The organism is Haliscomenobacter sp. (assembly GCF_965225875.1).
Classification (GTDB): Bacteria; Bacteroidota; Bacteroidia; order Chitinophagales; family Saprospiraceae; genus Haliscomenobacter.
The window spans coordinates 1216045-1242217 of the sequence record NZ_CBDDBS010000002.1 but is presented as its reverse complement, the minus strand read 5'-3'; the positions used below and the strand labels follow the sequence as shown (position 1 = coordinate 1242217).

The 26173-nt window shown below is 46.2% G+C and carries 17 protein-coding genes and 1 riboswitch; of the genes, 10 read left to right on the top strand and 7 right to left on the bottom strand.

Features of this window, described 5'->3' with window-relative positions; all coding sequences use genetic code 11:
* Positions 1-46: 46 nt before the first annotated feature.
* The 4 genes from ACO08K_RS07775 to ACO08K_RS07760 are packed head-to-tail and all read right to left on the bottom strand — an operon-like array spanning position 47 to position 3883.
* A complete protein-coding gene (locus ACO08K_RS07775; protein WP_421795822.1) occupies positions 47-916 on the bottom strand; it encodes an HNH endonuclease in 870 nt (289 codons plus the stop codon).
* Positions 913-2223 (bottom strand): AAA family ATPase, encoded by a 1311-nt coding sequence (locus ACO08K_RS07770; RefSeq protein ID WP_421795821.1) that lies wholly within the window; start codon positions 2221-2223, stop codon positions 913-915. Before ACO08K_RS07770 ends, ACO08K_RS07775 begins: the two co-directional genes overlap by 4 nt.
* Before the next feature lie 49 nt (positions 2224-2272).
* Entirely contained in the window at positions 2273-3028 is a 756-nt protein-coding gene (locus ACO08K_RS07765) for a hypothetical protein (RefSeq protein WP_421795820.1), read from the bottom strand.
* Positions 3029-3046: 18 nt separating this feature from the next.
* Complete coding sequence (locus ACO08K_RS07760) at positions 3047-3883, bottom strand: AAA family ATPase (RefSeq protein ID WP_421798299.1); 837 nt, start codon at positions 3881-3883, stop codon at positions 3047-3049.
* Between the two features lie 229 nt (positions 3884-4112).
* Between ACO08K_RS07760 and ACO08K_RS07755 the strand changes: the two genes are divergently transcribed.
* The 10 genes from ACO08K_RS07755 to ACO08K_RS07710 all read left to right on the top strand — a co-directional run bounded on the left by ACO08K_RS07755 (position 4113) and on the right by ACO08K_RS07710 (position 17451).
* Positions 4113-5525 (top strand): Na(+)-translocating NADH-quinone reductase subunit A, encoded by a 1413-nt coding sequence (locus ACO08K_RS07755; RefSeq protein WP_421795819.1) that lies wholly within the window; start codon positions 4113-4115, stop codon positions 5523-5525.
* Between the two features lie 2 nt (positions 5526-5527).
* Entirely contained in the window at positions 5528-6790 is a 1263-nt protein-coding gene (locus ACO08K_RS07750; protein ID WP_421795818.1) for an NADH:ubiquinone reductase (Na(+)-transporting) subunit B, read from the top strand.
* The gene (nqrC, locus tag ACO08K_RS07745) at positions 6780-7493 is read left to right on the top strand and encodes an NADH:ubiquinone reductase (Na(+)-transporting) subunit C (RefSeq protein ID WP_320029395.1); all 714 of its coding nucleotides are present in this window, start codon (positions 6780-6782) and stop codon (positions 7491-7493) included. Before ACO08K_RS07750 ends, nqrC begins: the two co-directional genes overlap by 11 nt.
* Before the next feature lie 6 nt (positions 7494-7499).
* On the top strand, positions 7500-8204 hold the full coding sequence (locus ACO08K_RS07740; protein WP_320029394.1) for an NADH:ubiquinone reductase (Na(+)-transporting) subunit D: 705 nt from the start codon (positions 7500-7502) through the stop codon (positions 8202-8204).
* Positions 8205-8311: 107 nt separating this feature from the next.
* Positions 8312-8920, top strand: a complete 609-nt coding sequence (gene nqrE, locus ACO08K_RS07735) for an NADH:ubiquinone reductase (Na(+)-transporting) subunit E (RefSeq protein ID WP_320029393.1) — start codon at positions 8312-8314, stop codon at positions 8918-8920.
* Between the two features lie 55 nt (positions 8921-8975).
* On the top strand, positions 8976-10268 hold the full coding sequence (gene nqrF / locus ACO08K_RS07730) for an NADH:ubiquinone reductase (Na(+)-transporting) subunit F (protein WP_421795817.1): 1293 nt from the start codon (positions 8976-8978) through the stop codon (positions 10266-10268).
* 191 nt (positions 10269-10459) lie between these two features.
* Complete coding sequence (locus ACO08K_RS07725; RefSeq protein WP_421795816.1) at positions 10460-11653, top strand: hypothetical protein; 1194 nt, start codon at positions 10460-10462, stop codon at positions 11651-11653.
* Positions 11654-11677: 24 nt separating this feature from the next.
* Entirely contained in the window at positions 11678-12523 is an 846-nt protein-coding gene (locus ACO08K_RS07720; RefSeq protein WP_421795815.1) for a hypothetical protein, read from the top strand.
* Between the two features lie 278 nt (positions 12524-12801).
* Positions 12802-15954, top strand: a complete 3153-nt coding sequence (locus ACO08K_RS07715; protein ID WP_421795814.1) for a SusC/RagA family TonB-linked outer membrane protein — start codon at positions 12802-12804, stop codon at positions 15952-15954.
* Positions 15955-15966: 12 nt separating this feature from the next.
* Positions 15967-17451 (top strand): RagB/SusD family nutrient uptake outer membrane protein, encoded by a 1485-nt coding sequence (locus ACO08K_RS07710; RefSeq protein ID WP_421795813.1) that lies wholly within the window; start codon positions 15967-15969, stop codon positions 17449-17451.
* 135 nt (positions 17452-17586) lie between these two features.
* Here the strand turns inward: ACO08K_RS07710 and ACO08K_RS07705 are convergent, their stop codons facing one another.
* From ACO08K_RS07705 to ACO08K_RS07695, 3 genes are all read right to left on the bottom strand, one after another.
* On the bottom strand, positions 17587-18183 hold the full coding sequence (locus ACO08K_RS07705) for a bifunctional nuclease family protein (RefSeq protein WP_320032597.1): 597 nt from the start codon (positions 18181-18183) through the stop codon (positions 17587-17589).
* Between the two features lie 549 nt (positions 18184-18732).
* Entirely contained in the window at positions 18733-22812 is a 4080-nt protein-coding gene (locus ACO08K_RS07700; protein WP_421795812.1) for a T9SS type A sorting domain-containing protein, read from the bottom strand.
* A 633-nt stretch (positions 22813-23445) separates the two neighbouring features.
* Positions 23446-25863 carry a TonB-dependent receptor gene (locus tag ACO08K_RS07695; protein WP_421795811.1) on the bottom strand — a complete coding sequence of 806 codons (2418 nt, stop codon included), beginning with the start codon at positions 25861-25863 and terminating at the stop codon, positions 23446-23448.
* Between the two features lie 191 nt (positions 25864-26054).
* A riboswitch (TPP riboswitch) is annotated at positions 26055-26147 on the bottom strand.
* Positions 26148-26173: the final 26 nt, after the last annotated feature.

Below are 26173 nucleotides of genomic sequence, written 5' to 3'. Positions count from 1 at the left end.
TCGATGACGCGGGATTGGAAAGCGATGAAGGTGGGGGAAATGGGGGCTAGGGGATTTGGGTTTGTATATAGATTTGAAAGGATCGATTTATGATAGGCTGAAATTCTTGTTCTATTAATGGCAAAAGAATAGAATCAAAATTGGATATGATGTTGATGTATACGAATGAGTATTCAACACTAGGCTTTCTTCCTGCAAATAACTTTTTAAAAACAAGGTTCATTTGGCGTTGAAATTGATCAGGCGTAAGCGGTTCCAGAGGATTAAAAAGCTCAATCAATTGGTTGTTGAGTGCACGGAAAAATTGATTGATGATTGTTTGCCGCCGAGTTCTCAGTCCCTCACGGTTTAAATTGTAAACTTCAATGCTTATGTCACCACAATCACTTTTTCCATGCATGAATCCATCCTGATCCAGATATAGATGGTCTAAAGGATCTACTAATTCTGGATTCAATAAGAGAGGCATCTCGGCAAGCATGGCCTCGTGTAAAATCGAATAATGAGCGACATCGTTTGGATGGTTCAAAAGTCGAACTCCTGCAATTGGAAAGCGATTCCCTTTGGCACCTTTCCCATTACAATTTTGACAAGCTAAAAGGAGATTTGACCATTCATTTCCCAACCAATAGTAACCCTTGTGGATTTCGCCGATCTGCAAATCTTTTTTGTCCACATCCGCTTTAGGGCGATAATGTTCTACTTGTAATGGGGCGCTGTGGGTAATGGTTGATTCACAATAGGCGCATTTATGGTGATAAATCTCGGATAAGGCTGTTTTGACCGAGCTGTGTTTGTAATTCCTAACGTACATATTTCCGTCTTGTGCTGCAATGGCGGCAAGTGTTTGCTTTTTAGCACTCTTTTGGTTTAGATGACGTGGGATTGCTTCGAAATCCTTATGTACTTTGATCATTTCAATGCTTGCGCGAGCTTTTTTAAACGATTTTTGATTTTTTCATTTGCCATCGCTTCTTCGAAAGAGTCTTCAGTGAGTAAATCTTTCGGGCCAGCATTTGCCGTGGGGATAATCTCCTCAAAATCAAAAATTGGTGAAGTGAGCAAACTATTTGGAAGCAGTCTGGTTAAGTCAATATCTAATTTTTCAACCGTAATACCTGCCTCACTACTTTGATGTACCTTCAAAACCACACTCTCTTTGGGCGCACCTAAAAGTGGGATTGGGCTATGAGTGCTGGCGATGAACTGGATTTTTGGGAAGATTTCGGATAAAAGATTGGGCAGAGCTTTTTGCCAGGTGGGGTGTAGGTGGACGTCAAGTTCGTCGATGAGGGCAATGCCTTCGAGGTCGGATGGGTCTGATATTTCCAGTTGGCCTTCTAACAAACGAATCACCATGTCTCCTATCATGGCAATGATACTACGATTACCGGAAGCAAGTTGATTGAATGACTTAGGCGTTTCTATTTTATCTCCATTATCATCCTTTTCCCAATAGATAACCCTGTCTTTGACAACATCAATTTCGATTTCAAAAAGATTAGGCATTAAATTCAAAAGCAATTTCTTTAGGCTATGGACTATGGTTTTAAGCCGCTCAGCTAAATCTTTGTCTTTGGCAATTAATTCTTGTGAATTTGCACGATACGACCAGTTTTTGAATTCCGCTTCAATATTTAAAAGAGTAGCATCTGTTCCAAAAATGCTTTTTGAACGATAATACTTTTGTTCTATATTATCACCTGATTGCAAATTTTGAATAAGAGTTCGATTAGCACCATAAGCAACTACAGGTCTAAGTATTACTTGATAACCTGCAGAGGTTTCTGATACTGTTAGGTCGGGCAAAAATGATCTCACAAAGCCCCCTTGAATGAAAGAAAATTTATTATGTCCTGGAGCTATTTTTCCATTCTCTATAGGAAGTGTTTGTCCATCTTTAGTTTTAAGGCTAATACTTGACTTGAATTTACTCGCTTCCAAAATTGTATTTCCTTCTTTTTCACTCATTAACCCCACAAACAAAGCCTGCAACACGCTCGTCTTACCTCCTCCATTTTTCCCAGTCAAAAAAATCCATTTGGTATCAGCAGGAATACCTTCCACGGAAGCATTTTTGATGCCTCGAAAGCCTTCGATGTTGAAAGAGGTGATGCCAAAGCTGGGCCCGCTGTTCATACTGGTCAAATTTTCCACCAAAATACAGGCTTTTCTGGAAAAAGGAAATGGGTTAGGGTAGGGATGAGGAAAGTTGAGTTCCAAAATGAACTTATTCGGCCGAGCACTTCGGTTAATTTCTACCGAGGAATAGCTATTTTTTCCTCATCCATACATCATACTCCCCATCCAATTCATACCAAGGAATATCATCCGGGCCGCTCACATTTTTTAATTTCCACAAGCTGAGGGTATTGCCCTTTTTTTGCCAGACCAGGGGCATTTCTCCTTGATCCGAAATAAAATAAACCATATTGCCCTGGTCGGTTGCGTTGAGATTGCCACCTACGGCGGTTTCAAATTTGGTGTATTTGCCAAGGCCACTTACTTCGCCATTCCCCTTCAGGGCGATGGGGGTGGCAGGGTCCGACTTGCTGCGGTAAGTCCCCGCCAGGTATTCTGCGAGATAACGTACAGAAAGCCCCCGTGGATCGCGGCTGGGGTGCTTTATGGGTTTGAAACGAACTTTTTGATTGTCGAAAATACCCGATAATTCAATCTCATCCTTCCCAACTAAACGAATACTCAGTCGGGCATCGTCCCCAAATCCGCTGGTGATTTCGATGGTTTTGTCGTCAACGATTTGGTAGGCACAAAGCATGGCATCACTTTCACAATTGACAATCAACACAGAGTCTTTGAAGCGAAAGTGCAACTCCATACATTGTGCCCGCCCAATGGAGTCGCTGTCGCTGGCAACCGCATTGAGGAAGGCATTGGATAGCCAGTAGGTCTGTTGTAGGAAGGCTGGAGAGGCCGTTTTGTCTCCAGGCTTAGCACTTGGTTGACAAGCCGAGAAGAGCACCAAGCTAAGCAGGCTCAGCAAAAGGTACCATTTTGTTTTGACCATCATTAAAAGCTTAAAGGGTTAATACTTCCTCCTCTTCCGCCACTCCTCCAGAATATTCAAATCCTGTTCGTTTTTGATTAGACTATGCAAATGAGGAGGAAGTTGCTCTTTAAGGTCAGTTTCTGCCAAAGCACTGGCGGGCAATTGTTCAAACAGCAAAAGACTGATCCAGTCCAATAACTCGCTGGTGGAAGGCCGCTTTTTTAACCCTGTCACTTCGCGGAGGGCATAAAATAGTTGCAGGGCATTGTTGAGCAGTTCCTCGCGGATATTGGGAAAATGGACATGGACGATGTCCTGCATGGTGGCCTTATCGGGAAATCGGATGTAGTGAAAAAGGCAACGCCGCAGGAAGGCATCGGGTAATTCCTTTTCATTGTTGGATGTGATGATGACGATGGGGCGGTTGACGGCTTTGATGGTTTTTTGCAACTCGTACACATAAAACTCCATCCGATCCAGCTCCAGCAACAAGTCATTGGGGAATTCGATGTCCGCTTTGTCAATTTCGTCGATGAGCAACACCACGGATTCCTCGGCGGTAAACGCTTCCCAGAGTTTGCCTTTTTTGATGTAATGGCTGATGTCGTCTACCCCTTCCTTGCCCAATTGGGAGTCGCGCAGGCGTGATACTGCGTCGTACTCGTACAAACCCTGTTGAGCCAAGGTAGTCGATTTGATGTGCCAGGTGAGCAATTTTTTGCCCAGGGCATTGGCGATCTCGTGCGCCAGGAGGGTTTTACCCGTGCCCGGCTCCCCCTTTACCAACAAAGGCCGCTGGAGGTAAATGGCTGCATTGACCGCAATTTGTAATTCGGAGGTGGCGACGTAAGTGGATGTTCCTTGAAAAGACATAGCAGTTTGTTTGAGGTTCCCAGTTTCCATGGTTTCTGACTTTCAGGGTTTTGGACACCCTTAGAATGCAGGAGACTAGGAACCCTAAAAATAAGTGCAGTTGGTGACTTACACGAAAATATTTTATGTGCACTAGGAAAGAATATTTTTTTTACATTTGGAATGAATTGAGATTTTTCATTTGTTTTGTTGCACTGCGCAAAATGCTAACCGAAAGACCAAATAGCACATGGAAAGTAGAATAGCAGAAGCTCCAACTGCAGTCAGTCCTGAAGGAGAGCCACTTGTTGTGAAGCTGAGACGCGGCTTCGATGTTCACTTGTATGGGGAGGCCCCCAAAAAAGTCCATGCTGAGGTATCCGTAAATCGATTTGCTGTACAGGCACCCAACTACCTGGGCTTGGCACCTATGCCCAAGTTGATGGTAGAAGTGGGGCAGCATGTTTTGGCGGGTGAAGCTTTGTTTTTTGACAAAAATCGACCGAATGTGCTTTTTGTCGCGCCAGTAAGTGGCGAATTGATTGCCGTCAACCGAGGCGAGCGACGAGCGATTCAAGAACTGGTGATTCTGGCGGATAAAGCCATCCAATACCACACTTACGACAAGATTCCGAGCCTGGACGCTTCACGCGAGGAGCTCTTTGCTTTTTTGCAGGAAAGTGGGGCATGGCCCCTATTTCGCCAGCGACCGTACAACCTTCTGGCCGACCCTGATGCGGTACCTAGAGATATTTTTATCTCCACTTTTGATACTGCTCCTCTGGCACCTGACCTCAATTTGGTGGTGAGTGGCCGTGAAGCTGCTTTTCAAAAAGGCCTGGACGTATTGGGCAAACTGACCACTGGCAAAGTTTACCTGGGTTTGGATGCACGTGGCAACGCGGTGTCCAGCGCTTTTAGCCAGGCAAGAGGGGTGCAAAAGGTGGGTTTCAAAGGCAAACACCCCGCTGGAAATGTAGGGGTTCAAATCCACCACATCCGCCCAATTCGCTCCAAAGAAAAGGTTTGGACTTTGGGCGTACAGGAAGTGATCACCCTGGGAACCCTGTTCCTGGAAGGCAAATACGACGCCTCCCGGATTGTCGCTCTGACGGGCTCTGCGCTCGAAAAACCCACTTACGTATCCACCTATGCGGGGGCAAATATTGGCGATCTGCTCAAAAACCAGGGTGTAGCTGAAAATTCCCGCATCATTTCGGGAGATGTGCTTTCGGGCAAAACCAAAACTGTTGAGCAGTTCCTGGATGTTTACGACGATCAAGTCAGTGTCATTCCGGAAGGCAATGAATATGAAATGTTTGGCTGGCTGGCACCACAAAGTGCAAGACCCTCTACTTCCCGCACCTTTTTTAGTGGTATTTTTCCCTTCGGCTGGATTTACAATGCCACCACCAATACCCGTGGCGAAAAGCGCGCCTTTGTCGTTACCGGGCAGTATGAAGAGGTATTGCCGATGGACATTTATCCTCAACACTTACTGAAGGCCATCATTACCAACGATATTGAGAAGATCGAAGGCTTGGGCATTCACGAAGTAGTAGAAGAGGATTTGGCACTCTGCGAGTTTGCTTGTACCTCCAAACAACCCTTGCAAAAGATTCTGCGCGAGGGTATTGACATGATGATTAAAGAAGGGCTATAGTCATGAAAGAAAAAATAATCAGTCTTTTCAAACGTATGGAGCCGGACAAGGAGAAATCTCCCCTGTTGCACACGGCTTACGACGCATTTTTTACCTTTGCTTTCACCCCGAACCACGTCACCAAAGATGGAGTACACATCCGCGATGGGATGGACCTCAAGCGGACGATGGTTACAGTGGTGATTGCTTTGCAACTCTGCTACCTCTGGGGAACCTTGAACATTGGTCACCAGCATTTCGCCGCATTGGGCATGTACCAAAACCTGATCCTGGAAGGTTTTCACCTGAAGTTGTTCTACGGTTTGGTACAATTGTTGCCGATCTGGATCGTATCACACGTGGTGGGTCTGGGGATTGAATTTTATTTTGCGGCACGCAAAAAACATGCGGTGGAAGAAGGTTTCCTGGTGACAGGTGCCTTGATCCCATTGATCATGCCTCCCGATATTCCTCTGTGGATTCTGGCTTTTTCCATTGCCTTCGCCGTCATCATCGGCAAAGAAGCCTTTGGCGGAACGGGAATGAACGTGGTCAACATTGCTTTGCTGGCGCGGGTTTTTGTGTTTTTTGCCTACCCTGGTACCATTTCTGGCGACGAAGTATGGGTGTCTGGCCTGACCAAGGCTGGCCCTGGTGGAGTGGCCGATTATGGCTGGTTCCACCTTAGTGTACTCAATCCCATTTTTGAATCCTTTGGTTGGGACACCTTTCAACAAGGATATGCCGTTATAGATGGGTATTCCGGGGCTACCCCGATGGCTCTGGCTGCCAAAGGTGGCTGGGCTGCGGTGATGGAACATTACACGCCTGGACAAATGTTTTGGGGCTTGATTCCCGGATCAATTGGTGAAACCAGCAAACCCTTTATCATTATCGGTGCCTTAATGTTGATTGGTGCAGGTATTGCCAGCTGGCGCATTATGGTATCCATGGTTTTGGGGATGGTGACAATGGCTCTGGTTTTCAATATGTGGGGATTCAATGCCTACATGGAAATTCCCTGGTATTACCATTTCTCAATGGGCAGCTTTTTGTTTGCCATGGCTTTTATGGCGACAGATCCCGTTACTGCTGCTTCGACCAATCGAGGTAAGTGGATTTACGGGTTTATGATCGGCGTCATTGGCTTGATCGTGAGGGTGATGAACCCGGCTTATCCCGAAGGCTGGATGTTGGCCATCCTGTTGCTCAACGTATTTGCACCGCTGATCGATCATTTTGTATTGCAGTCCAACATCAATAAACGAATGAAGCATGTACAGTAACCGCTATATCACGATCTATACCCTGATCATGACTCTGGTCGTATCGGTGGTACTCGCTTTTACCGTTACGGGGTTAAAACCTTTTCACGATGAAGCTGAGGCCATCTTTAAAAAACGCGATATCCTTGGTGCAATTGAAGGGCAATTGCCTAAAAAACTCGCGGACATGAGCGACGAAGAGGTGTTGAGCTTGTTTGACTCTAAAGTGGAACAAGTGGTGATCGATGCCAAAGGAAAGAAGCAAGAAGGTGTTAAAGCTGAGTCGGTGGATATGGCCGCTGAGGAAAAAAAACCTGAAGCAGCGCGTCAATACCCATTGTTTATATTCAATGGCGAACAAGGGAAAATTTACCTGACTTCGGTACGAGGGAACGGACTTTGGGATAAAATCTGGGCATACGTGGCCATCAAAGACGATTTGAACACCATCGTGGGTGCCGCCTTTGGACACGTAGGCGAGACGCCGGGTTTGGGTGCTGAAATCAAGGACAATCCCAATTTTCCGAAACAGTTTGAAGGAAAACAATTACTGAATGACCAAGGAGATTACGTTTCAGTCAAAGTGGTAAAAGGTGGTGCCAAAGATCCATTGCATGAAGTGGACGGTATTTCAGGTGCAACCATTACTTCTGTAGGCGTATCCGAAATGATGGTACGCGGCCTGGAAGTATATCTCCCTTATTTGCAAGCGCAAAAAAAATAAAGACCTATGGCTGAGACGATGACCAAAGAGGTCAAAGAAAAAGAAGAGCTGGAATGGTTTGGGCCCAAGGAGCGCAAGCTGATCACCGACCCGCTCAACGATGACAACCCGGTAACCGTACAAATCCTGGGCGTTTGCTCGGCATTGGCGGTAACCACCATGGTCAAACCTGCTTTGATCATGGCTGTATCGGTAACCTTGGTGACGGGTTTTTCCAATCTCGTTATCTCGCTGATGCGCAATGGCATTCCCAAACAAATCCGCATGATTGTCCAATTGGTAGTCATTGCATTTTTGGTAACGGTGGTTGAACAGGTACTCAAAGCCTACAGCTATCCAGTATGGAAACAATTATCGGTTTTCATCGGCCTGATCATCACCAACTGTATTGTGATGGGGCGTTTGGAGGCCTATGCCATGGCGAATCCACCCTGGCGTTCCTTTCTGGATGGCATCGGCAATGGAGCAGGGTATGGCTTTATCCTGATCGTCATTTCAGTGATTCGGGAGTTTTTTGGACGTGGTGCCATTCTAGGCTTTAAAATCCTGGGTGCAACGGACGAATTTTTACTCAATACCACCAAACATTGGTGGCTGAGTTGGTACCAGCCAAATGGCTTGATGGTACTGCCAGCTTCTGCTATCTTTTTGGTGGGCATCATTATTTGGATTCAACGTGCGCGCAATCCAAAACTGGTTGATGTATCTTGATCAATTAGTTGAGAAGTTGAGAAGTTGAGAAATTTAGGCTACCGCAGCGACTGATGCACTGGCCATCCCTCAACTCCTCAACTCCTCAACCCCTCAACTTTTTCGATATGGACAATCTATTAAATGTCTTCATCAAGTCCGCCTTCATTGAAAATATGGTTTTGGCCTATTTCATTGGGATGTGTTCCTTTTTGGCGGTTTCTAAGTCGGTAAAAACGGCGATAGGTTTGGGTGCAGCGGTAATCTTTGTACTGGCGCTCACCGTGCCCATTAACTGGGTGATCAGCGAATTGATCCTAGGCCCCAACGGAATTTTTAAAACCGACCTGACCTTTTTGCGCTTTATCCTGTTCATTGCCAGTATTGCTGCTTCGGTTCAATTGGTGGAAATGGCGGTGGAAAAGTATTCACCTTCCTTGTACAATGCTTTGGGGATCTTCTTGCCACTCATTACGGTGAACTGTGCAATTTTGGGCGCAGCCTTGTTTATGGTGGCCCGGTCTTATAACTTTTCTGAATCGGTGGTGTATGGCATCGGTTCGGGGGTTGGTTGGGCCTTGGCGATTGTGGCTATGGCGGCCATTCGGGAAAAAATCCGTTACTCCAATGTTCCTGCACCACTTCGGGGCTTGGGGATTGCCTTCATCCTGACTGGATTAATGGGGATGGCCTTTATGGCGCTGATGGGGATTAACCCGGCAACGTATATGCAATAGGTAATCAGCTGTCAGCTATGAGCTATCAGCATGTAACCTTCAAATTTTTACTAAAATGATCCTACTTTTCAACATACTACCGATCGTTTACGGTGCCATTGCGTTCACTGCCGTGATCATGTTGCTGACTTTTGGGTTGATTTATGCTCAAATGAAGTTGGTGCCACAGGGGAATGTCAAAATCATCATCAATGGGGATGACGAAAATCCGGTATTGGTTTCACCGGGTTCTTCCTTGTTGTCCACTTTGTCGAACCAAAACCTGTTTTTGCCTTCCGCATGTGGAGGCGGGGGCACTTGCGCCATGTGCAAATGCTGGGTAGACGATGGCGGTGGCGACGTTTTGGCGACGGAATTGAACCACCTCTCCCGGCGTGATGTAGCGGAACACAAACGCCTGGCCTGCCAGGTGAAAGTGCGCCAGGATATGAAAATCCGGGTGCCAGAAGAGGTGTTTGGCATCAAAAAATGGGAATGTGAGGTGATTTCCAATTACAATGTGGCCACTTTTATCAAGGAGTTTGTGGTGAAATTGCCAGAGGGAGAACACATGGAGTTCGAATCAGGTGGTTACATCCAAATTGATGTGCCAGAGATCGAGTGTGATTTCAAAGACATGGAAATCACTGCCCATCCACGTTTGACCGACCGCGCTCCGGATTGTTACCAACCGGATTGGGATAAGTTCAAATTGTGGGACTTGAAAATGAAAAACCGTGAGGAACAATTCCGGGCTTATTCGATGGCCAATCACCCGGCGGAAGGCAACATCATCATGCTCAATATCCGGATTGCAACGCCACCTTGGGATCGGGCAGCAAACAACTGGATGAAAGTGAATCCAGGGGTTTGTTCTTCCTACATCTTTACCCGCAAACCGGGCGATAAGGTAATGGTTTCTGGCCCTTACGGCGAATTCCACATCAAACCGACCAAAAAGGAAATGGTATACATCGGCGGCGGGGCAGGTATGGCTCCGCTGCGCTCGCATATTTTCCACATGTTCCACACCGAAAAAATGCGGGATCGGAAGGTGTCGTATTGGTACGGTGGTCGTTCGGGAAAGGAATTGTTCTATCAGGATGATTTTGAAGCGATTGAGAAGGAATTTGACAATTTTAAATTCCATATCGCTTTGTCTGAGCCGCTTCCCGATGAAAACTGGACGGGCTACAAGGGCTTCATCCACCAGGTATTGTATGAAAACTACCTGAAGAGCCACCCCGAACCTGAAGAAATTGAATACTACATCTGCGGCCCTCCCATGATGCTTTCGGCAGTGCAAAAAATGCTGGGGGATTTGGGGGTTCCAGATGAGAATATTGCTTATGATGATTTTGGGGGGTAGGAGTTGCAGAAGCGACCTATTTTCACAAAGAACACAAAGGACACAAAGGCGGCACAAGGGCACAAAGTTGGACGTTGACGACGTTTCACTGAGTGTACTTGGTGCTGCCTTTTTTTGGGCTAACTAAGGTTAAAAAGAGTTGGCTTTTTGAAATATTATTGTTTTTTTTGTAAGACAAACAACCCACTGTAATGATAAAATTTAAAACTCCACAGCCTATCCAGGCCATTTTTTTTTACGCTCTTCTTTCCTTTTTAGGCTCTTGCTCAAATGACAAAACACCAATTACAGCGTCAACTGATCCCACGATCAATTCTGCTCAACTTTGGCTAACAAATCAAATTGAGCAAAACGACCAGATGAAGAGTTGGCATCGTACTTTTTCTCCCCAATTTGAATGGGGTAAGGCGCAGCTGGTGGTTTCTCCAACCCAAGACAGTATCATTGAAATCCCCTATCAAACCCAGCAAAAATACAAATATGGGGTTGGCCCGGCGGGCAACAAAGGGGAATATGGTATTTCCAAATACATTGAAGCACATGCTACCAGAATGGCCATTTCAGTGCATCACAATAAGTATTCGGCGCGTTTGATGCATTTGTTTGCGGATACGATGATGCTTGGAGACCAGAAAACTTTTTACCCAGTTGATTCTTTGCAAAAAATCAATTTTGCCAATTCCTTTCAAGCTAATCCAAATTTTGCGGTTTTGATTGGCTACGCAAACTTTAAAGCAGCGCTTAAAACTTTGAAATATTTTGAGTTAGGGGAATTAAAGCTGCGAGGTAGAACAATGTCCAAATACATTGCAGAAGAATACCCACAGCGGACGGAATGTACACAGATTGAAATAATGGTGGTTGAAACGCCTCAATGGAGTGCGAAAGGATGGGGGAATGGGGTAGATTGGGACTTACCGCCTGTACACGAATTTATGGTTTCTTTTGGAAAGTGTGAGATAGATTATTCAGATTGTAAACCATCCAAGGAATCAGTTGAGACGCATAAATATTACCAGCGTTTAGCAAAAAAAACGCCAAAGGGCTGTGATTTTGTGCCGAATTGCTGCGACAAATTACTAGCTGAAGTCCTATTTCAAAAGCCTGATGAATTGTTTCCCACTCAGGTAATGCTTAGTGTTGATCTATGTATCAATGAGGTGGGTGCAAAAAAGAGGGAACCTATAGTGATGATAGCCTATGCTAAAGGGAACATTAGTATTGAGAATCAACGTATAGAACTCATTGAACAGAAAAAAATAGGTGCTTGTGGTGTTGAGTTCACCTATCGAATTGCTGTAATGGTAGTCCGTAAAATCAAGGGTTTAAGTGAAGAGCGAAAAGAAGTGGTCAAAGAGGTTTCTTTTTTATTTGAAGCTGAATAAAATATCTAATAAATATTCCCAAATATGCTGAAAGAGATTGGTATTCTTTTTGTGGCTTCTTTCTACCTTATTGCTTGCCAGCACAAAGAGGCAGTACCTAAGTTTCCATCAGATGACAGGGCCTTTTTTTTTGACTATTCAGCACTTAGTCATTTGAATTCCAGTATAGTGCAAGTTTATTCAAAACGAACAATGACGGCGAATAAATATGTCCAACCAGGCCTAATCTTTACCAAGGTTCAGCAAGATACCATCAAAAAAATCATCAGGCTTTCCCGTCAAAAACTTCCTGAAACTTACATTGACACCATAATGCATAGCTATGGTTTTCCAGCATGGGACAAGGGCTGTTTATTGGCTTCTATTGACTCGGGTAGTTGGTTGTATTATGTCCCCCTGATCAGAAAGAATGGCCGCCGAATGAATGGTTTTTTGGGTCTTCGTTTTGAAAACTACCGTCTTTTATCCTCTAGAGTATGCGATAGAGACCTGCTAGAACAGTTCAACTTTTCTGATACCGATGAAGAGGAAGCTAGATTTAGCGTACTGTTGCATGTTTTGACCAATGCGCTAAACTTTAAAGCCTTTGAAAGCCCAGTATTTCGATGGGAAGAGCATTTTTCAGAGCAAGAACTACCGAGAATGAAAAATAGCCTATTGAGAGATGGATTTGACCTGAGTAGGCCTATGTTTGTATTTATTCATGTTACAAATGCATGTTATGCCATGCACTTTTTTCAAGGCAAGCTCAATGGGGGCTTAAACCTGAGTTGCGTGAATTATGAAGATTGGCAGCAAATTATTTCTGCGGATGGCTCAAGTGCTCCGTTTCTAGTCTTGCCTCTTTCTGACTATGAAATGTTACAATAAATTAACACTACGATGCCCTATTTCTAATGTCGCCAATCAGGTAAACCGTCGAAAAAAAATAGTAAATCTATGATTTATGCAAGCTAGATTGCATATTTGTGTCGCATTTTTGAAACCGGCTAAAAATCAAGTCCAACCTACACTGCCATCAGGCTGCCCCAAATGGAGGAAAGCGGTAAACACATTCTGTAAACTTGTTTTGTCCCAAAACCTAAAATGGTCTGTAACAACACAGACTAATTCTACGACTGTTATTTTATCAACCAAATAAATCATTTATGAAGCTTTTGCATTTTACACTCACAGGAATGCTGTTGTTCGTAGGGCTTTGCCTTGGGGCGCAGACCACAGTCCGAGGGGTCATTACCTCGGCTAAAGGCGGTGAGCCATTGATTGGCGCAACCGTGGTAGTCAAAGGCACTACAGTAGGTACCACTACTGATGTTGATGGAAAGTTTGAGTTGCAAGCTGACCCATCCAAGGATGTGCTTTCGTTGAGTTATACGGGCTTCACTTCGCAGGAGGTTGTGCTGAATGGTCGCACCACTGTTAACCTTCAGATGGAAGAATCCATTGCGCTATTGGGCGAAGTCATCGTAACTGCTTTTGGTGAATCGACTCGTGAGAAATTTACGGGATCAGCAACGACCGTAGGTGCTGAGCAAATTGCCAAACGCCCGATCACAAACATTAGTCAGGCGATAGCAGGGGCTGGTTCCGGAATTCAAACTACCGTTGGTGGTGGTCAACCAGGTTCTACTCCGGCCATTCGTATCCGCGGTTTTGGATCAATTTCCGCATCCAACGCCCCATTGTACGTAGTAGATGGTATCCCTTATGATGGAGCGATTGCCAACATCAACCCAGATGACATTGAAAACATTTCTATCCTGAAGGATGCAGCCTCTACGTCTTTGTACGGCTCCAGAGCGGCCAACGGGGTGGTGATGATTACGACTAAAAAAGGAACTGCAGGGAAATCACAAATCAATGTGAAGTATACCCGTGGTACTTCCGAGCGTGGTTTGCCGGAATACGACCGCTTGAATGCTGCACAGTACTATCCCTACATGTGGGAATCTTACCGCAACAGTTTGATGTCGCGTACGGCAAGTCCATTGACATTGGAAGCAGCCAGTGCGGACGCTAGTGCTAAGATTGTAGGATTGTTAGGTTACAATGCTTACAATGTACCTGCTGCTGATTTGGTGAGCACTGCTGGGGTGTTGAACCCTAGCGCACAACTGATCTTCAAAGAAGAAGACCTGAACTGGGAAACGCCAATTATCCGGGAAGGTGTACGTAATGAATTGAATGTCAACCTCAGTGGCGGGGATGCGAACTCTAATTATTATGCCTCTTTTGGCTACCTGGACGACAAAGGCTTTTTGATTCGTTCGGATTATAAGCGCTACAATGCACGTTTGCAATACAACAACCGTTTGAAATCCTGGGTTTCATTTGGGGTGAATTTAGCCTATAACAATACCACTTCTAACCAGGATGATGCCGGCGGAAATACCTCGTTCGTGAACCCCTTCTTCTTTTCCAGAGGGATGGGACCCATTTATCCAGTTTATGCCTATGACCCGAAAAATCCAGGTCAGTATTTGCTGGATGCCAATGGCAAGCGCCAGTACGATTTTGGGAACTTGACTGCTTTGGGTTTGCCCAGCCGCCCGCAATACGGTGGCCGCCATGCTCCTGCTGAAACGGAGTTGAACCAGAATTTTTTCCGCCGCAACTTTTTCAGCGGACGTACCAATGCTGAAATTTCCTTCCTGAAGGATTTCAAATTCAAGGTTAATTTCGGTGCTGACTACAGCAACACCAACGGTAATACTTATGGTAACCCAATCATTGGTGATGGTGCTCCAGCAGGACGTGCAACCATTGACTTTACCAATCAGTTGACCCTTAACCTGAATGAGCAGCTGACGTACAAAAAAACGATTGGAGTACACAGCATCGATGTTTTGGTGGGTCATGAGAACTATGACTACCGCGACAACTTCCTGACTGGTTCCAGATCACAGCAAATCCTGGACGGAAACATTCAATTGGTCAACTTCACCACCACGACCGACCTGAATTCAGGTGCAGACTTCAACCGCCAGGAAGGATACTTTGCCCGCATCAACTACGACTTCAACAACAAATACTTCTTCACCCTTTCTGGACGCAGAGATGCGAGCAGTAAATTTGAAAAAGAAGTACGCTGGGGAACCTTCTTTGGGGCCAGTGCGGCTTGGCAAATCCACAATGAAGCGTTTTTAGATGGATTAAACTTCATCAGTAAACTTAAATTGCGGGCTTCCTACGGTCAAACGGGTAACAATGGTGGCATCAGCTTTTATGCCTGGCAACCCTTGTACAACCTGGGCTGGAACAATGCGACTGAAGCGGGTATCCTGCAAGGTAGTTTAGGAAACCGTGTATTAAGCTGGGAGTCAAACAATCAAACGGATGTCGCTTTGGAGTTTGGATTCTTCAAAAACCGTATTTCAGGTACGGTGGAGTACTTCAACCGTGAGTCGGATGACTTGTTGTTTGCTGTACCTCTACCCCTCTCTTCCGGTACTGCTTCACAGACCCGTAACATTGGTGCCATGTTCAACCGTGGATACGAATTGGAGCTCAACATTGTTCCAGTTGAAACGAAAGATTTTTCTTGGGAAATCAGTTTCAACTCTACTACTTACAAGAACCAAATTACCCGGATGCCAGAGAGCACCAAAGAAATCATTTCTGGCACCAAAAAATTGAAAGTTGGGACATCCATTTATGATTACTGGTTGCGCGAATGGGTTGGTGTCAACCCAGCCAATGGTAACGCTGAGTACCGGGCCATCAACTTTGTCGCGACTAACTCACGGATCACCGAAACTGGCGATACCCTTACGACCAGTATCAACAATGCTCGTTTCCGTTACAATGGTTCTGCAATTCCTGATTTTACAGGCGGTTTGACCAATACGATTGAGTACAAAGGTTTTTCTTTGTCGGTATTGTTCATCTACCAGATTGGTGGTTTGATTTATGATGCTGCTTATGCGGGTTTGATGTCCTCCTCTGGTTATGGTGCTTCCAAACACGTAGACGTATTGAAGCGCTGGCAAAAACCTGGCGACATCACCGATGTACCACGTGCGGATTTGGGTCGTTCGGTTGATTTTGACGGTGGATCAGACCGTTGGTTGACTGATGCTACTTCACTGAACTTGCGGAATATCTCTCTGACCTACTCCATCCCTTCTAGCCTTGCCAAAAAGGTTAAAATTCAAGGCGCACAAATTTTTGCGAGTGCCGAAAACCTGGCCTTGTGGAACAAGCGCAAAGGCATGAATGGTTTGGATAGCTTTGATGGTGTTACGGCCAATACCTATTCTTTCTACCGCAACTTTGTAGGCGGTATTAACTTAACTTTCTAAAACCAGCTAAATATGAAAAACTATAAATTTCTCTTCATATCGGCATTGTTCCTGAGCATCGCTTTGAATTCCTGCAAGGAGGATTATTTGGACACAAAACCTACGGGTAGTGTTGATGCGGGCTCAGCTTATGCGACTACCAAAAACGCCAAGGCTGCCATCAATGGCATTTATCGCGCCATGATGGTGCGTTACCAGGGCTCTCAGGGGCATTCCGGTTACCCTGCGCTCATGATCATCAATGATGTAATGGGTGAAGATTTGGTATTCCCCAATGCTTCAAACAACTGGCACTTTGCGGAGCAACGCTGGTTGTCGCACCGCAGTGAGACCGGAACGATGGCGATTTTTCCATACGAAATGTACTACCGCCTGATTGGCAATGCCAACGTGGCAATTGCCAATATCGACAATGCCGTAGGTACTCCTGCTGAACGTGATCAGATCAAAGGTGAGGCACTCGCGATTCGTGGGTTTTCCTATTTCCATTTGATTCAGTACTATGGCAAACGTTACGATGCGACTGCCAAACCAAATAGCACACTGGGCGTTCCATTGGTATTGGAGCCAACTCAGGAAGGTTTGCCTCGCTCAACGGTAGAAGAAGTATATGCACAAATCAACAAGGATTTGGCCGATGCTTATGCCCTGTTGACTACTGCTCGTGCGGCAAAATCACACTTCAACAAAAACGTGGTACGTGGTGTACAGGCTCGGGTGGCTTTGGTACAACAAAACTGGGCTACTGCTGCTACTTATGCTGCCGAAGCACGCCAAGGCTTTGCATTGATGTCTATCGCGCAGTACCAGGAAGGTTTCCAAGATGTATCAAATCCAGAATGGATGTGGGGTTTTGACCACTTGGAGGACCAATCCGAGTTTTTTGGTGGCTACCACTCTTACATCTCTTGTAACTACAACTCTACCAACATTCGTGCGACACCTAAGACGATCAATAAGTTAATTTATGATCTAATTCCAGCTACTGATGTACGCTCCAAAATGTGGGTAAAAGCGCCAACTGCTACCAACTCTATCGCACCTCCTGGAGGCATTAGAGTGCCATACATGACGCAAAAATTCCGTTTGCCGGGTACACCAAGTACGAGTGTGATGGGTGATGTACCATTCATGCGTTCTGGGGAAATGTACCTGATCGAAGCAGAGGCCAAAGCGCGTGGTGGCGATGATGCTGGCGCGGCAAAGGCATTGTTCGAAATGGTAAGCAAGCGGGATCCATCTTATGTATTGTCTACCAAAACGGGTGCCGAACTGATCGACGAAATCATGTTCCAACGTCGGATTGAGTTGTGGGGCGAAGGTCACCGCTGGCTAGATTTGAAGCGTCTGAACTTGCCATTGAACAGAAATGGAATCGGTCACCTGCCTGCTGTAGCTATTTTGTTTGAGGTTCCTGCTGGCGATGTACAGTGGCAGTTTCTGCTGCCACGTCGGGAGTTGGATTCAAATCCGGCTGCGGTGCAGAACCCATTGTAAGTTTAACTATTCTCCTGGTATTCCTGGATTAGCCAATCACGGTTGATCCGGGAATACCACCACGAAAAAAGCCAGGTTGAACATTCAGCCTGGCTTTTTTCGTTTATATAAACTGAGATTAACTCCAGTTGAATATCAACTCGACTTCCGCCGTTCAATCTCATCCCGAATCTGGGCGGCCTTCTCATAATTTTCTTCATCCAGCACTTCATCCAACATCCGCGTCAGTGCCTCGGTGGAGTAGGAGGCTAGTGGGTTGTCGGACATTCCGGTGGAAGGAGCGGCAGCAAACAATTCTTCATCCTCGTCACTGCCTTCAGTATCTTCTAGGACTACCCCGGCAGCATCCAAAATAAACTCGTAAGTATAGATTGGGCAGTTGAACCGAACGGCCATGGCCAGGGCATCGGAAGTGCGAGAGTCGACCTCGGTTACATCTCCATCGCGCTCACACACCAGACGAGCATAAAAAATGCCATCGAGCAAGTTGTTGATGATGATTTCTTTGAGGTTGATGTTGAACGTCTCCAGGGCATTTTTGAACAGGTCGTGGGTGAGTGGGCGGTTGGGGGTCATTCTCTCCATGGCCACAGCGATGGCCTGCGCCTCAAAACTGCCAATGACAATCGGTAAACGGCGGGCACCTTTTTTTTCTCCCAGCACTACTGCGTAATTGTGGGACTGGGTAACGCTATGGGAAAGTGCAACTATGTCCAACTCAATTTTTCTCATCGTTTGGGCTTAAATACAAGATACCTGTTCAACAATGTAACCTAGCCTAAAGTTGATTTTAAGGCTAAAGCGGCGCGAAGATAGGAAATCGATGGGAAAAATCCAAATGGGTTTTTGGGGGTCACAATTGTTGGAACAAAAAAGGGATCCAATTGTAGCGAAAACAAAATCAATGAAAAAACCGCTACATTTGAACCCCTTTGTGAATAATACAACACTAAAAGCACAGTGCCATATTGTGAACAAAATCAGATGGAATAATGCGTACTATCATTGTGCAAAATCAATAAACTTGGGAAAAAGTGCAGCCCGGAGGCTGCACTTCGGATTTACGGCAACAAGTATTAAGATGGAACTTACATGGAAGGATCTTCTTCCTTTTCTGTTTGTTCTTATGACAAAGTAAGGGGAAAAAATAGGCGCAATAGATGTCATTTTGTAAACAAAAAATACATATTAGAATCTGAGGTTTAATTGGATGTAAAAATAGCAAACAATTGATTTGTAGGTTTTTGGAAGGACAATGGCTGTCTCTTAAAATACTTTTCCTCATTGCCTCATAAGCAAGACTCTTTTTATCACTATCCCATCCAAAAACTCAATTTTAACAAAATAAATTCCAGCGCCCACTTCTTGGAGCGTCGTTTGGATGTTACCCTTCAACATTTGCTGAGCTGGCATTTTTTGGATAAGCGCTCCATACGCATTAAGGATTTCAGGGAATACCTCCATACTTTGGGGAAGGTCAAAAGTAATGTTAATCACCCCATTCGTCGGATTGGGGGACACCCTAATCTGTGCTGCCAAAGGATGTTCACTAATCGAACTCAAAACCACCTTTGGAACAGCAACAACCGAACTAAGCCTTACACATTGATTTTGATCCGTTACTTCCAATTGGTAATTGCCACTTCCAGCCTTGACCAAATTTTGAGCGGTACTCAACGCTTGCCCTTCCCGTATCCACTTATAGCGGTAGGGGGGAGTACCGCCATTTACGGTAACTTCTATGGCACCGGTATTTTTTGAACTGGTGTCGGCTTTGATGCTTTTTACCTCAATTTTAATGGAATCGGGTTCTGTCAAGAGGGCGGAAAACTCCTGAGCACAGCCTGATCCTGAATTCAGCGTGACTTTGTAAGACCCTGCCTTCAGGTCTGTTCTGCGGCTGCCTGTTCCGCCGTCTGACCAGCGATAGCTGAGGTTGCTGTAACCCGTTTCGATGATTTGGATGTTTACAATGCCATCACTTCCTCCTTTGCAGGAAACATTTTTTTCCACCGGATTAGCAGCCAGACTGAATGCCGGGTATACAGACAAAGTGATGGGCGTACGATTTTCGCTGACACATCCAGCACTGCTTTGTGCTTCCACATAATAAGTGTACACCCCAGGCTGGCTTACTTTGGGTAAAAACCGGGTTGCATCAACGGCGGACAACAATTCATTGGCACTATTGTACCAATTGGTCGTTACGCCTGCTTGAGGCAGCACCGATAGGAGCGGTGCCAATTGACCAAAACAAACCCCCACTTCGGATTTGACAGGAACTGGTGCGCTGGGCCGAGCGAGAACTGTGATGGTTTGAGTCAGTGGTTTTACTTCACAAACGCTTTCATTTTTGGGCGTAACCGTAAGGGTATACTGGCTTGAACCCGTTTTTAACTCTTTCACCTCGATTGCCGAAGCCGATGAACCATTGCTCCAAGAATAAATGTAGTCGGATAAACTCCCGTTGTTGACGCTGGCACTCAGGGTAATGGAGCTACCTGGACACAAAGTGGTGGCTTGACTGGCCACAATGCTGGCTGCAAATGGAACACATTGTTTCTCCTGCAGGAGGACTTCGCTGCGGTATTCTGGAGTGCCGACGGAGGTTAAAATCAATTTCACCGGATCGCGAGGTTTTCCACTGCTGTTTTTGGTGATGGATAGTTTAAGCTCGCTTGCTTCAGCCGGGTAGCTACTTTTGGGGTCAATGATCTTGATGTAATCTACGGCTGGTTCTACTTTGACCCTGAATCGAACATTGGTCTTTATTGAGATCGATTGGGTGATGTTTTCATTGGGGTTGATGATCAATTGGCGGATATTCGGCGAAAAATGCCGGGGCCGAATAAAGCGGAATGCCTGGATCAGGCTTGCTCCGCCAGGTTTGTAAAGCCCTTTGGCGTTGACTGCGTTACTGGGCGATGGAGCTGCATAATCTGGCAGGACCTCCTGGATGAATTGTTGGTCTTTGTCATTGGTTTCAAGCACGATAAAGATGGAGTCCCGGTCTCTGAAGCCACATTTTTGGGCGTCGCCCAAAGAATCCATTTTTAGCTCATCCATTTTCATTTTTTCCTCAACAGAGTTGGGATCCCAATTCTTTTCAACCGCGCGGGCCTGTGGACTCAATTGTTCAGGAAAAATGTAGAAGCGATCACTTGCCGTTAGCAGATTGGCGGTGGCTTTTTTAACGATTTCCAGGCTATGCCCTTTCCTTTTGCTGGGTACACAATTGGAATTGAGCAGATCGTAGGCCAGGAAAAAAGGCGGAACGCTTGCCTGGCGGGTATTGATGCTGAGGCTGAATTCAGCGTTTTCGGCGGCAAGGTCGTTTTTGTCCACAATCAAAAAATAGGTGCCGGGGCTGAGCGGAAAATCTTTAATTTCTCCACTTCCGCCCTCAATTGAGGTTTGGGTGTAGTCCAGGCAGCCTTTTCCACACCTATAGCCATAGAGGAATAGCCCCATCGCCGCTTTGGAACTAAAGGATATGTTGACTAAAACATTGGATGACACCGTAAATTGGAATTCCACATCCTCACCCTGATAGGTACGTGCACCGCTGTAACAGTTGCTATACCCATTGAAACCATTGCCCCCGATGCTGAAATCGTTCTTTTTGCCGCTTACTGAGCGGGTAATGTTCGTGTTCAGTGGAATAGATTCAGGGTTGGATTCGCACACGCCCCTGGGCGTAATGCTGAAGGTATAAGGCGTGTTTTGGGCATCCAGGATGACGACATAATAAAACCCTGCGGCACTTGGGCCTAAGTCCAGGGAGCCATTTTGGGTAAAACCCAGACAACTTGTCTTTGCGGTAGAATCACAACGCAGGATAAAGCCACGAATGCTTGAGGTGCCGTTGCTGGCGTTCAAGGTCAACACAATTGGGCTTTGCTCCTCTTCATTGTTGAATAAAAAAACATCGGCATACAGTCTCTTTCCCCCCGATGTAAAATTGTTAAACGCCTCTTTTACACATGGATCCTCATAGAGCAAAATGGGCGCGACCTCTGAACGCGACAATTCATTGGAAAAAGTAGTCCCCCTAGAGATAAAAGCCCCACCGTAATCACAAATATGGGTGCAAGCCTGGGTAAATTGAATGTCCAACGAAAACTTATAGGCATCGGCCCCCAAAAACTGATCCACCACGGCGTAATAAGTGCCGGGATTGAGGAAAACGCTGAGTGCTTCACTGCCACTTCCTCTGGTCACACTTGCTCCAACCGCGTCTAAGTTGTCACAATTGTTGAGCACAAACAGGCTCAGGTCTTTGGGCCTGAGTTCACCGGGTTGACTTACGCTTAAGGTAACATTTTGGGATTCAAAGACTTCGAAGGAATAAATTTTCTCAGGCCCCGAGTGCCCTGGGTAAAACTTTTCAGGGGCGTTTTCTTGCCGAACCCGGTAAAGACCCACTTTGCTGCGATCTTTGGCGGTAGTGGTGGTGGTGCCTACCGTTGGAACAGTACAGTTTAACGCTGTCAATCCGTTGCAGGGCAGGTCCCCACAAGAAACATCCAGGGAAAACTCCCCCGAAGTATAAAACTCCTGGGAGTCCACAATCAGGTAATAGGTGCCGCTTCCAAGCTGCTTGCTGAACAAATATTTGCTGCCCTTGATGGCGGAATTGGAGGCTTGGGCAAGGCAGGTGATCTCGTAACAGGTTTCGTCTACTTGCACCAAAAACAAATCAAATTCTTTTTTGCTGCTGGTGTCTACATGTAAACCTACCTGGATGTTGGCCCCAGGACTAAGCTCAAGTGCGTAAATCTTTTCTCGCCCGGAATAGACTTTATTCAAGCAATTGGGGTATTCGTCAATCAGGTTGAGTGCATTATCCAGGTTTTCTTTGACTTTGTATTCCCCACAGCTGATGGAAGAAATAGAGCGTTGACAAATATTGTCGGTACAAGTCAGTTTGAGTCGATAGCTCCCGACTGCATCGGCTAGTTTTGCATCCACTACGATGTAATAAGTGCCTGCTTCGAGTGATTGTACGATCTGCTCTTTTCTGGTACCTGAGCTACTGTAGGCCAGGCAAGCATCGGCGCTCAAGACGCAGGAACCCAGCAAAAACAAATCCAGATCGACCCCCGCCTCGGCAATTTGTAGAGAAATGAAGACGTTTCGTGGTTGAATCAAAGTGAATTTGTAAACCCGCTCTCTTGCTGCAAAAGTACCCCCTTCGCTGCACTGATAATTGCTGCTGAGGCTGGTTTCAAAATCGGTGCTGTCCCTGTAGGTGATGTCGCAGGCAATGGTTCTCGCTTTGGTGCAAATAGCGGTTTGTTGACCACGCAGGGAGCTAGCAGCAACAAAACAGCAGAGGATAGCCAGTAAGTGTAGTCTCATAGTGTGGTGGCGTAAGTAGGCTTGATTAAAAAACGCGGGAAGGGAGGATTTGTGTTGGAGAGGAGGGAGGATTTTTTGTTTTTGAAGGGCAACACAAAAAAGGGATCCATTTGCAGCGGGAACAAAATCAATAAAAACCGCTACATCTGGATCCCTTTGCGAATAATACAACACTAAATTTGTAGTGTCGTATTGTGAACAAAATCAGATAAAATAAGGAGTTCTATCACTGTACATGGTTAATAGACTTGGGAAAAAGTGCAGCCCGGAGACTGCACTTCGGATTATCGGCAAGAGGTATTAAGTTGGAACTTACATGAAGGATGTGCTTCCTTTTCTGTTTGTTCGTAAGGCAAAGTAAGGGGGAAAAGATATTGATATAGATGTCGTTTTGTGAGAAAAAAAGATAGAGAAGATTTAATGTTTTTGACTGAATTTTTTGAAATAAAAATTTGATTTTAAAAAAATTAGATATTGAAAGAGTGCCCAAAAATAAATAAGAGAATCTGACTACATTTCATCCTTGGCAAAAAGAAAATGGGCGGAACCCTAAAAAGGAGCGGTCAATGGGAGGAGGGTATTGCCCGTCGAGCCGACGGGCAATACCTTGCGGACTTGGGAAAACCCAAAGCACTAAAATCTAAACCGTGCCCCCAGCATCACATTCCTTCCCGCCATCGGATACAGCCCCTGATCCACTGCCCCTTGCCCGGCATAAATGTACCGATACGACCAGGCATTGGAAGAATACATTGCATTGAACAAATTATTCACCCACAAACTCAACTCCAACTGCCGTAGCAATTGCCCTTTATGCTGGTATACAACCCGCAAGTCGCTGAATGAATAAGCCTTCAGCGTATTGTTTACATCGCCTGAATTGTCGATGAATTGCTGGCCGACGTAGCGGGTTAGCAAAGACAGGGTCAAACTTTGTTTCTCCGTCCAAGTACCTTTCTGGAACGGCGAAAAAGCCAATTCTGCACCCGCGATCAAATTGGGTGAAAGCGCTAAATCCGCCTGCTTACGTACAAACTGCTGCTGACCCAGCCAGTTGAAGTCGGCGTCGTAGTCGTCGAGGAATTCGGTGAAGCTGACAATCTTGTTGCGGCTAAAGGCAGCATTACCCTGGACACGCAACATTGCATTCAATTGATAGCCACCACTCAGTTCAAGTCCCAGGCGGTAACTTTTGGGGATGTTGATTTTGATAGGGGCTCCCACATCGTTGATCTGCCCGGTGATGGCCAGTTGGTCACGGTAGTACATGTGGAAGAAGGCCAATTCCAGCGCGCCTTTTTTGCCCGCGTATTTGTAACCCAATTCGGTGTCGTACAAACGTTCTGGCCGGGGTGTATTGGGCAAGGCGCTCAAGTAATCGTCCCGATTGGGCTCCCGATTGGCCACTGCAAAGGAGCCATACCAGGTGCTACGGCTGTTGGGCAGGTAGCTCAAACCAAACTTGGGGTTAAAAAAGCTCAGGTTATCCTCCAGGCTGATGTCGCGTTTTTGGCGATCATTGCCTTCCAGTGTATAATTGATCGTCCGTACTTGCAGGTCAGCGTAGGCATACAAACTGCGCGCCAATTGGTAATTGAGCTTGGCGTATACGTTGAAATCTTTTTTCAAAGAAGTGCTTTGGTAAAACTTGTCCCCCGGCACATAATCGCCAGAAAATTGCAACCAGGGCAGTTTGCCGTAGTGCCGTCCGTCGTAAATGTTGTAGCCGCCCCCGAGGCTGAAATCAACCTTGCCTTTGTTGTAGGTTAAAGCATATACGCCGCCGTAAAAGTCGTTGTCGAGCCAGAGTTGCCGCACCAAATCGGTTGTTTCGATAGAGTCATTGGGGGCTTGAAGGTTGTAGTCGGCGAAAGACTCCCCGGCCTTGTACTGCTCGTAAAAGCCCAGCCCACGGGTGTAGTGCAGGGCCAAATTCAGGTTCCAGGCCGGAGCGATGCCCCGGTTAAAAATGAGTTGGTAATGGGTTTGGCGGTAATTGTCTACTTCGTTGTGGTAAGGCTCGCCGGGTTTTTCGGTACCAGCCGAGTTGTAGGTGCGGGTAGCCGGATCATTGATCAGGTTGGCGGGTACGCCATTCCAGGCCTGGTAAGTGATTTCGTGGCCAGAAAATACATTCAAGCGCAAGAGTTGCTTTTGGCCGGTCCAGGCAGCTGACACAAAATAGGAGTTCAGATCAGAACTCGCCCGATCGATGTAGCCATCAGAACTGATTTTGGACAAACGCCCATCTACACTGAAACCACTCTTGAGCAAACCCGTCCCGAACTGCACATTGCTGCGCAAGGTATTGAAGGAACCCACTGTCCCATTTACCTCCGCATAGGCATCCTGATTGACTTTGGCGGTATTGAGGTTAATACTTGCCCCAAAGGCTGCCGCGCCATTGGTAGAAGTACCTACTCCGCGCTGAATTTGCACATCGTTAGTAGAACTGGCGAAATCCGGCATATTGACCCAAAAGGTTCCCTGCGATTCGGCGTCATTCAGCGGGATTCCGTTGATGGTCACGTTGATGCGGGTAGCGTCGGTGCCCCGGATGCGAATGCCGGTGTAGCCAATGCCCGTGCCAGCGTCGGAAGTGACCACAGCGGAAGGGGTCCATTGCAAGATAAAGGGTATATCTTGCCCCTGGTTGTTTTTGCCAATTTGTTCGGCGTTCAAATTGCTGTAAGTCATCGGCGTTTTGCGGTCAGAGCGGGTACTTTTGACCACCAAGGCATCCATGGAGTAGGTTTTTTCGCTCAGCACAAAAGTCATTTCCTGGGTGCTGCTCAAGTCCACCGTTTCCACCAAATCCTGATAGCCTACGTAACTGATGACCAGTTGATACGTTCCGGCAGTAAGATTGGGTAAACTAAATCCGCCAAAACGATCAGTGGTGGTGCCCCTTTTCAGGCCTTCCAACCAAACATTGGCCCCAGCCAAACCCTGACCAGCAGCATCGGTAATTTTTCCGCGCAAACTCACTTGCGCCCAGGCACTACTGCTCAACAGGCAGAGCAATGCCAGCATCAAAACATTGGATTTCATAAAAAAACGTTGGCCCATAATGTTTGTCCAATCGACCCACGAATTTATTCGTGGGAGATTTAGTTATGGGGAGTTAGCCCATGAATTTATTCGTGGGGAGTGACCCATGAATTTATTCGTGGGAAATCACCAGCCGAGGGGTTCGACGGTGTAATACCTTCGTGCACCTGGGGCTTGCCGCTAAGCAAGTTTGTCGAAGGTGCTCATTTTCCTCTCCAGAATTACCTGGCAGGTTCAATGGGTATGATCTCAGCCCGTTTGGTTGGGCACCCCAAATGAGAATAAAAATGGGTGTGGGTGTGAAGTGTGA

Bases quoted from the DNA above. Each gene is read 5' to 3' on its own strand.
- nqrF (WP_421795817.1), top strand. From the start codon at position 8,976: ATGATCCTACTTTTCAACATACTACCGATCGTTTACGGTGCCATTGCG.
- ACO08K_RS07705 (WP_320032597.1), bottom strand. From the start codon at position 18,183: ATGAGAAAAATTGAGTTGGACATAGTTGCACTTTCCCATAGCGTTACC.
- ACO08K_RS07720 (WP_421795815.1), top strand. From the start codon at position 11,678: ATGCTGAAAGAGATTGGTATTCTTTTTGTGGCTTCTTTCTACCTTATT.
- nqrE (WP_320029393.1), top strand. From the start codon at position 8,312: ATGGACAATCTATTAAATGTCTTCATCAAGTCCGCCTTCATTGAAAAT.
- ACO08K_RS07750 (WP_421795818.1), top strand. From the start codon at position 5,528: ATGAAAGAAAAAATAATCAGTCTTTTCAAACGTATGGAGCCGGACAAG.
- ACO08K_RS07715 (WP_421795814.1), top strand. From the start codon at position 12,802: ATGAAGCTTTTGCATTTTACACTCACAGGAATGCTGTTGTTCGTAGGG.
- ACO08K_RS07700 (WP_421795812.1), bottom strand. From the start codon at position 22,812: ATGAGACTACACTTACTGGCTATCCTCTGCTGTTTTGTTGCTGCTAGC.
- ACO08K_RS07765 (WP_421795820.1), bottom strand. From the start codon at position 3,028: ATGGTCAAAACAAAATGGTACCTTTTGCTGAGCCTGCTTAGCTTGGTG.
- ACO08K_RS07740 (WP_320029394.1), top strand. From the start codon at position 7,500: ATGGCTGAGACGATGACCAAAGAGGTCAAAGAAAAAGAAGAGCTGGAA.
- ACO08K_RS07695 (WP_421795811.1), bottom strand. From the start codon at position 25,863: ATGAAATCCAATGTTTTGATGCTGGCATTGCTCTGCCTGTTGAGCAGT.
- ACO08K_RS07760 (WP_421798299.1), bottom strand. From the start codon at position 3,883: ATGTCTTTTCAAGGAACATCCACTTACGTCGCCACCTCCGAATTACAA.
- ACO08K_RS07725 (WP_421795816.1), top strand. From the start codon at position 10,460: ATGATAAAATTTAAAACTCCACAGCCTATCCAGGCCATTTTTTTTTAC.
- ACO08K_RS07710 (WP_421795813.1), top strand. From the start codon at position 15,967: ATGAAAAACTATAAATTTCTCTTCATATCGGCATTGTTCCTGAGCATC.
- ACO08K_RS07775 (WP_421795822.1), bottom strand. From the start codon at position 916: ATGATCAAAGTACATAAGGATTTCGAAGCAATCCCACGTCATCTAAAC.
- ACO08K_RS07755 (WP_421795819.1), top strand. From the start codon at position 4,113: ATGGAAAGTAGAATAGCAGAAGCTCCAACTGCAGTCAGTCCTGAAGGA.
- nqrC (WP_320029395.1), top strand. From the start codon at position 6,780: ATGTACAGTAACCGCTATATCACGATCTATACCCTGATCATGACTCTG.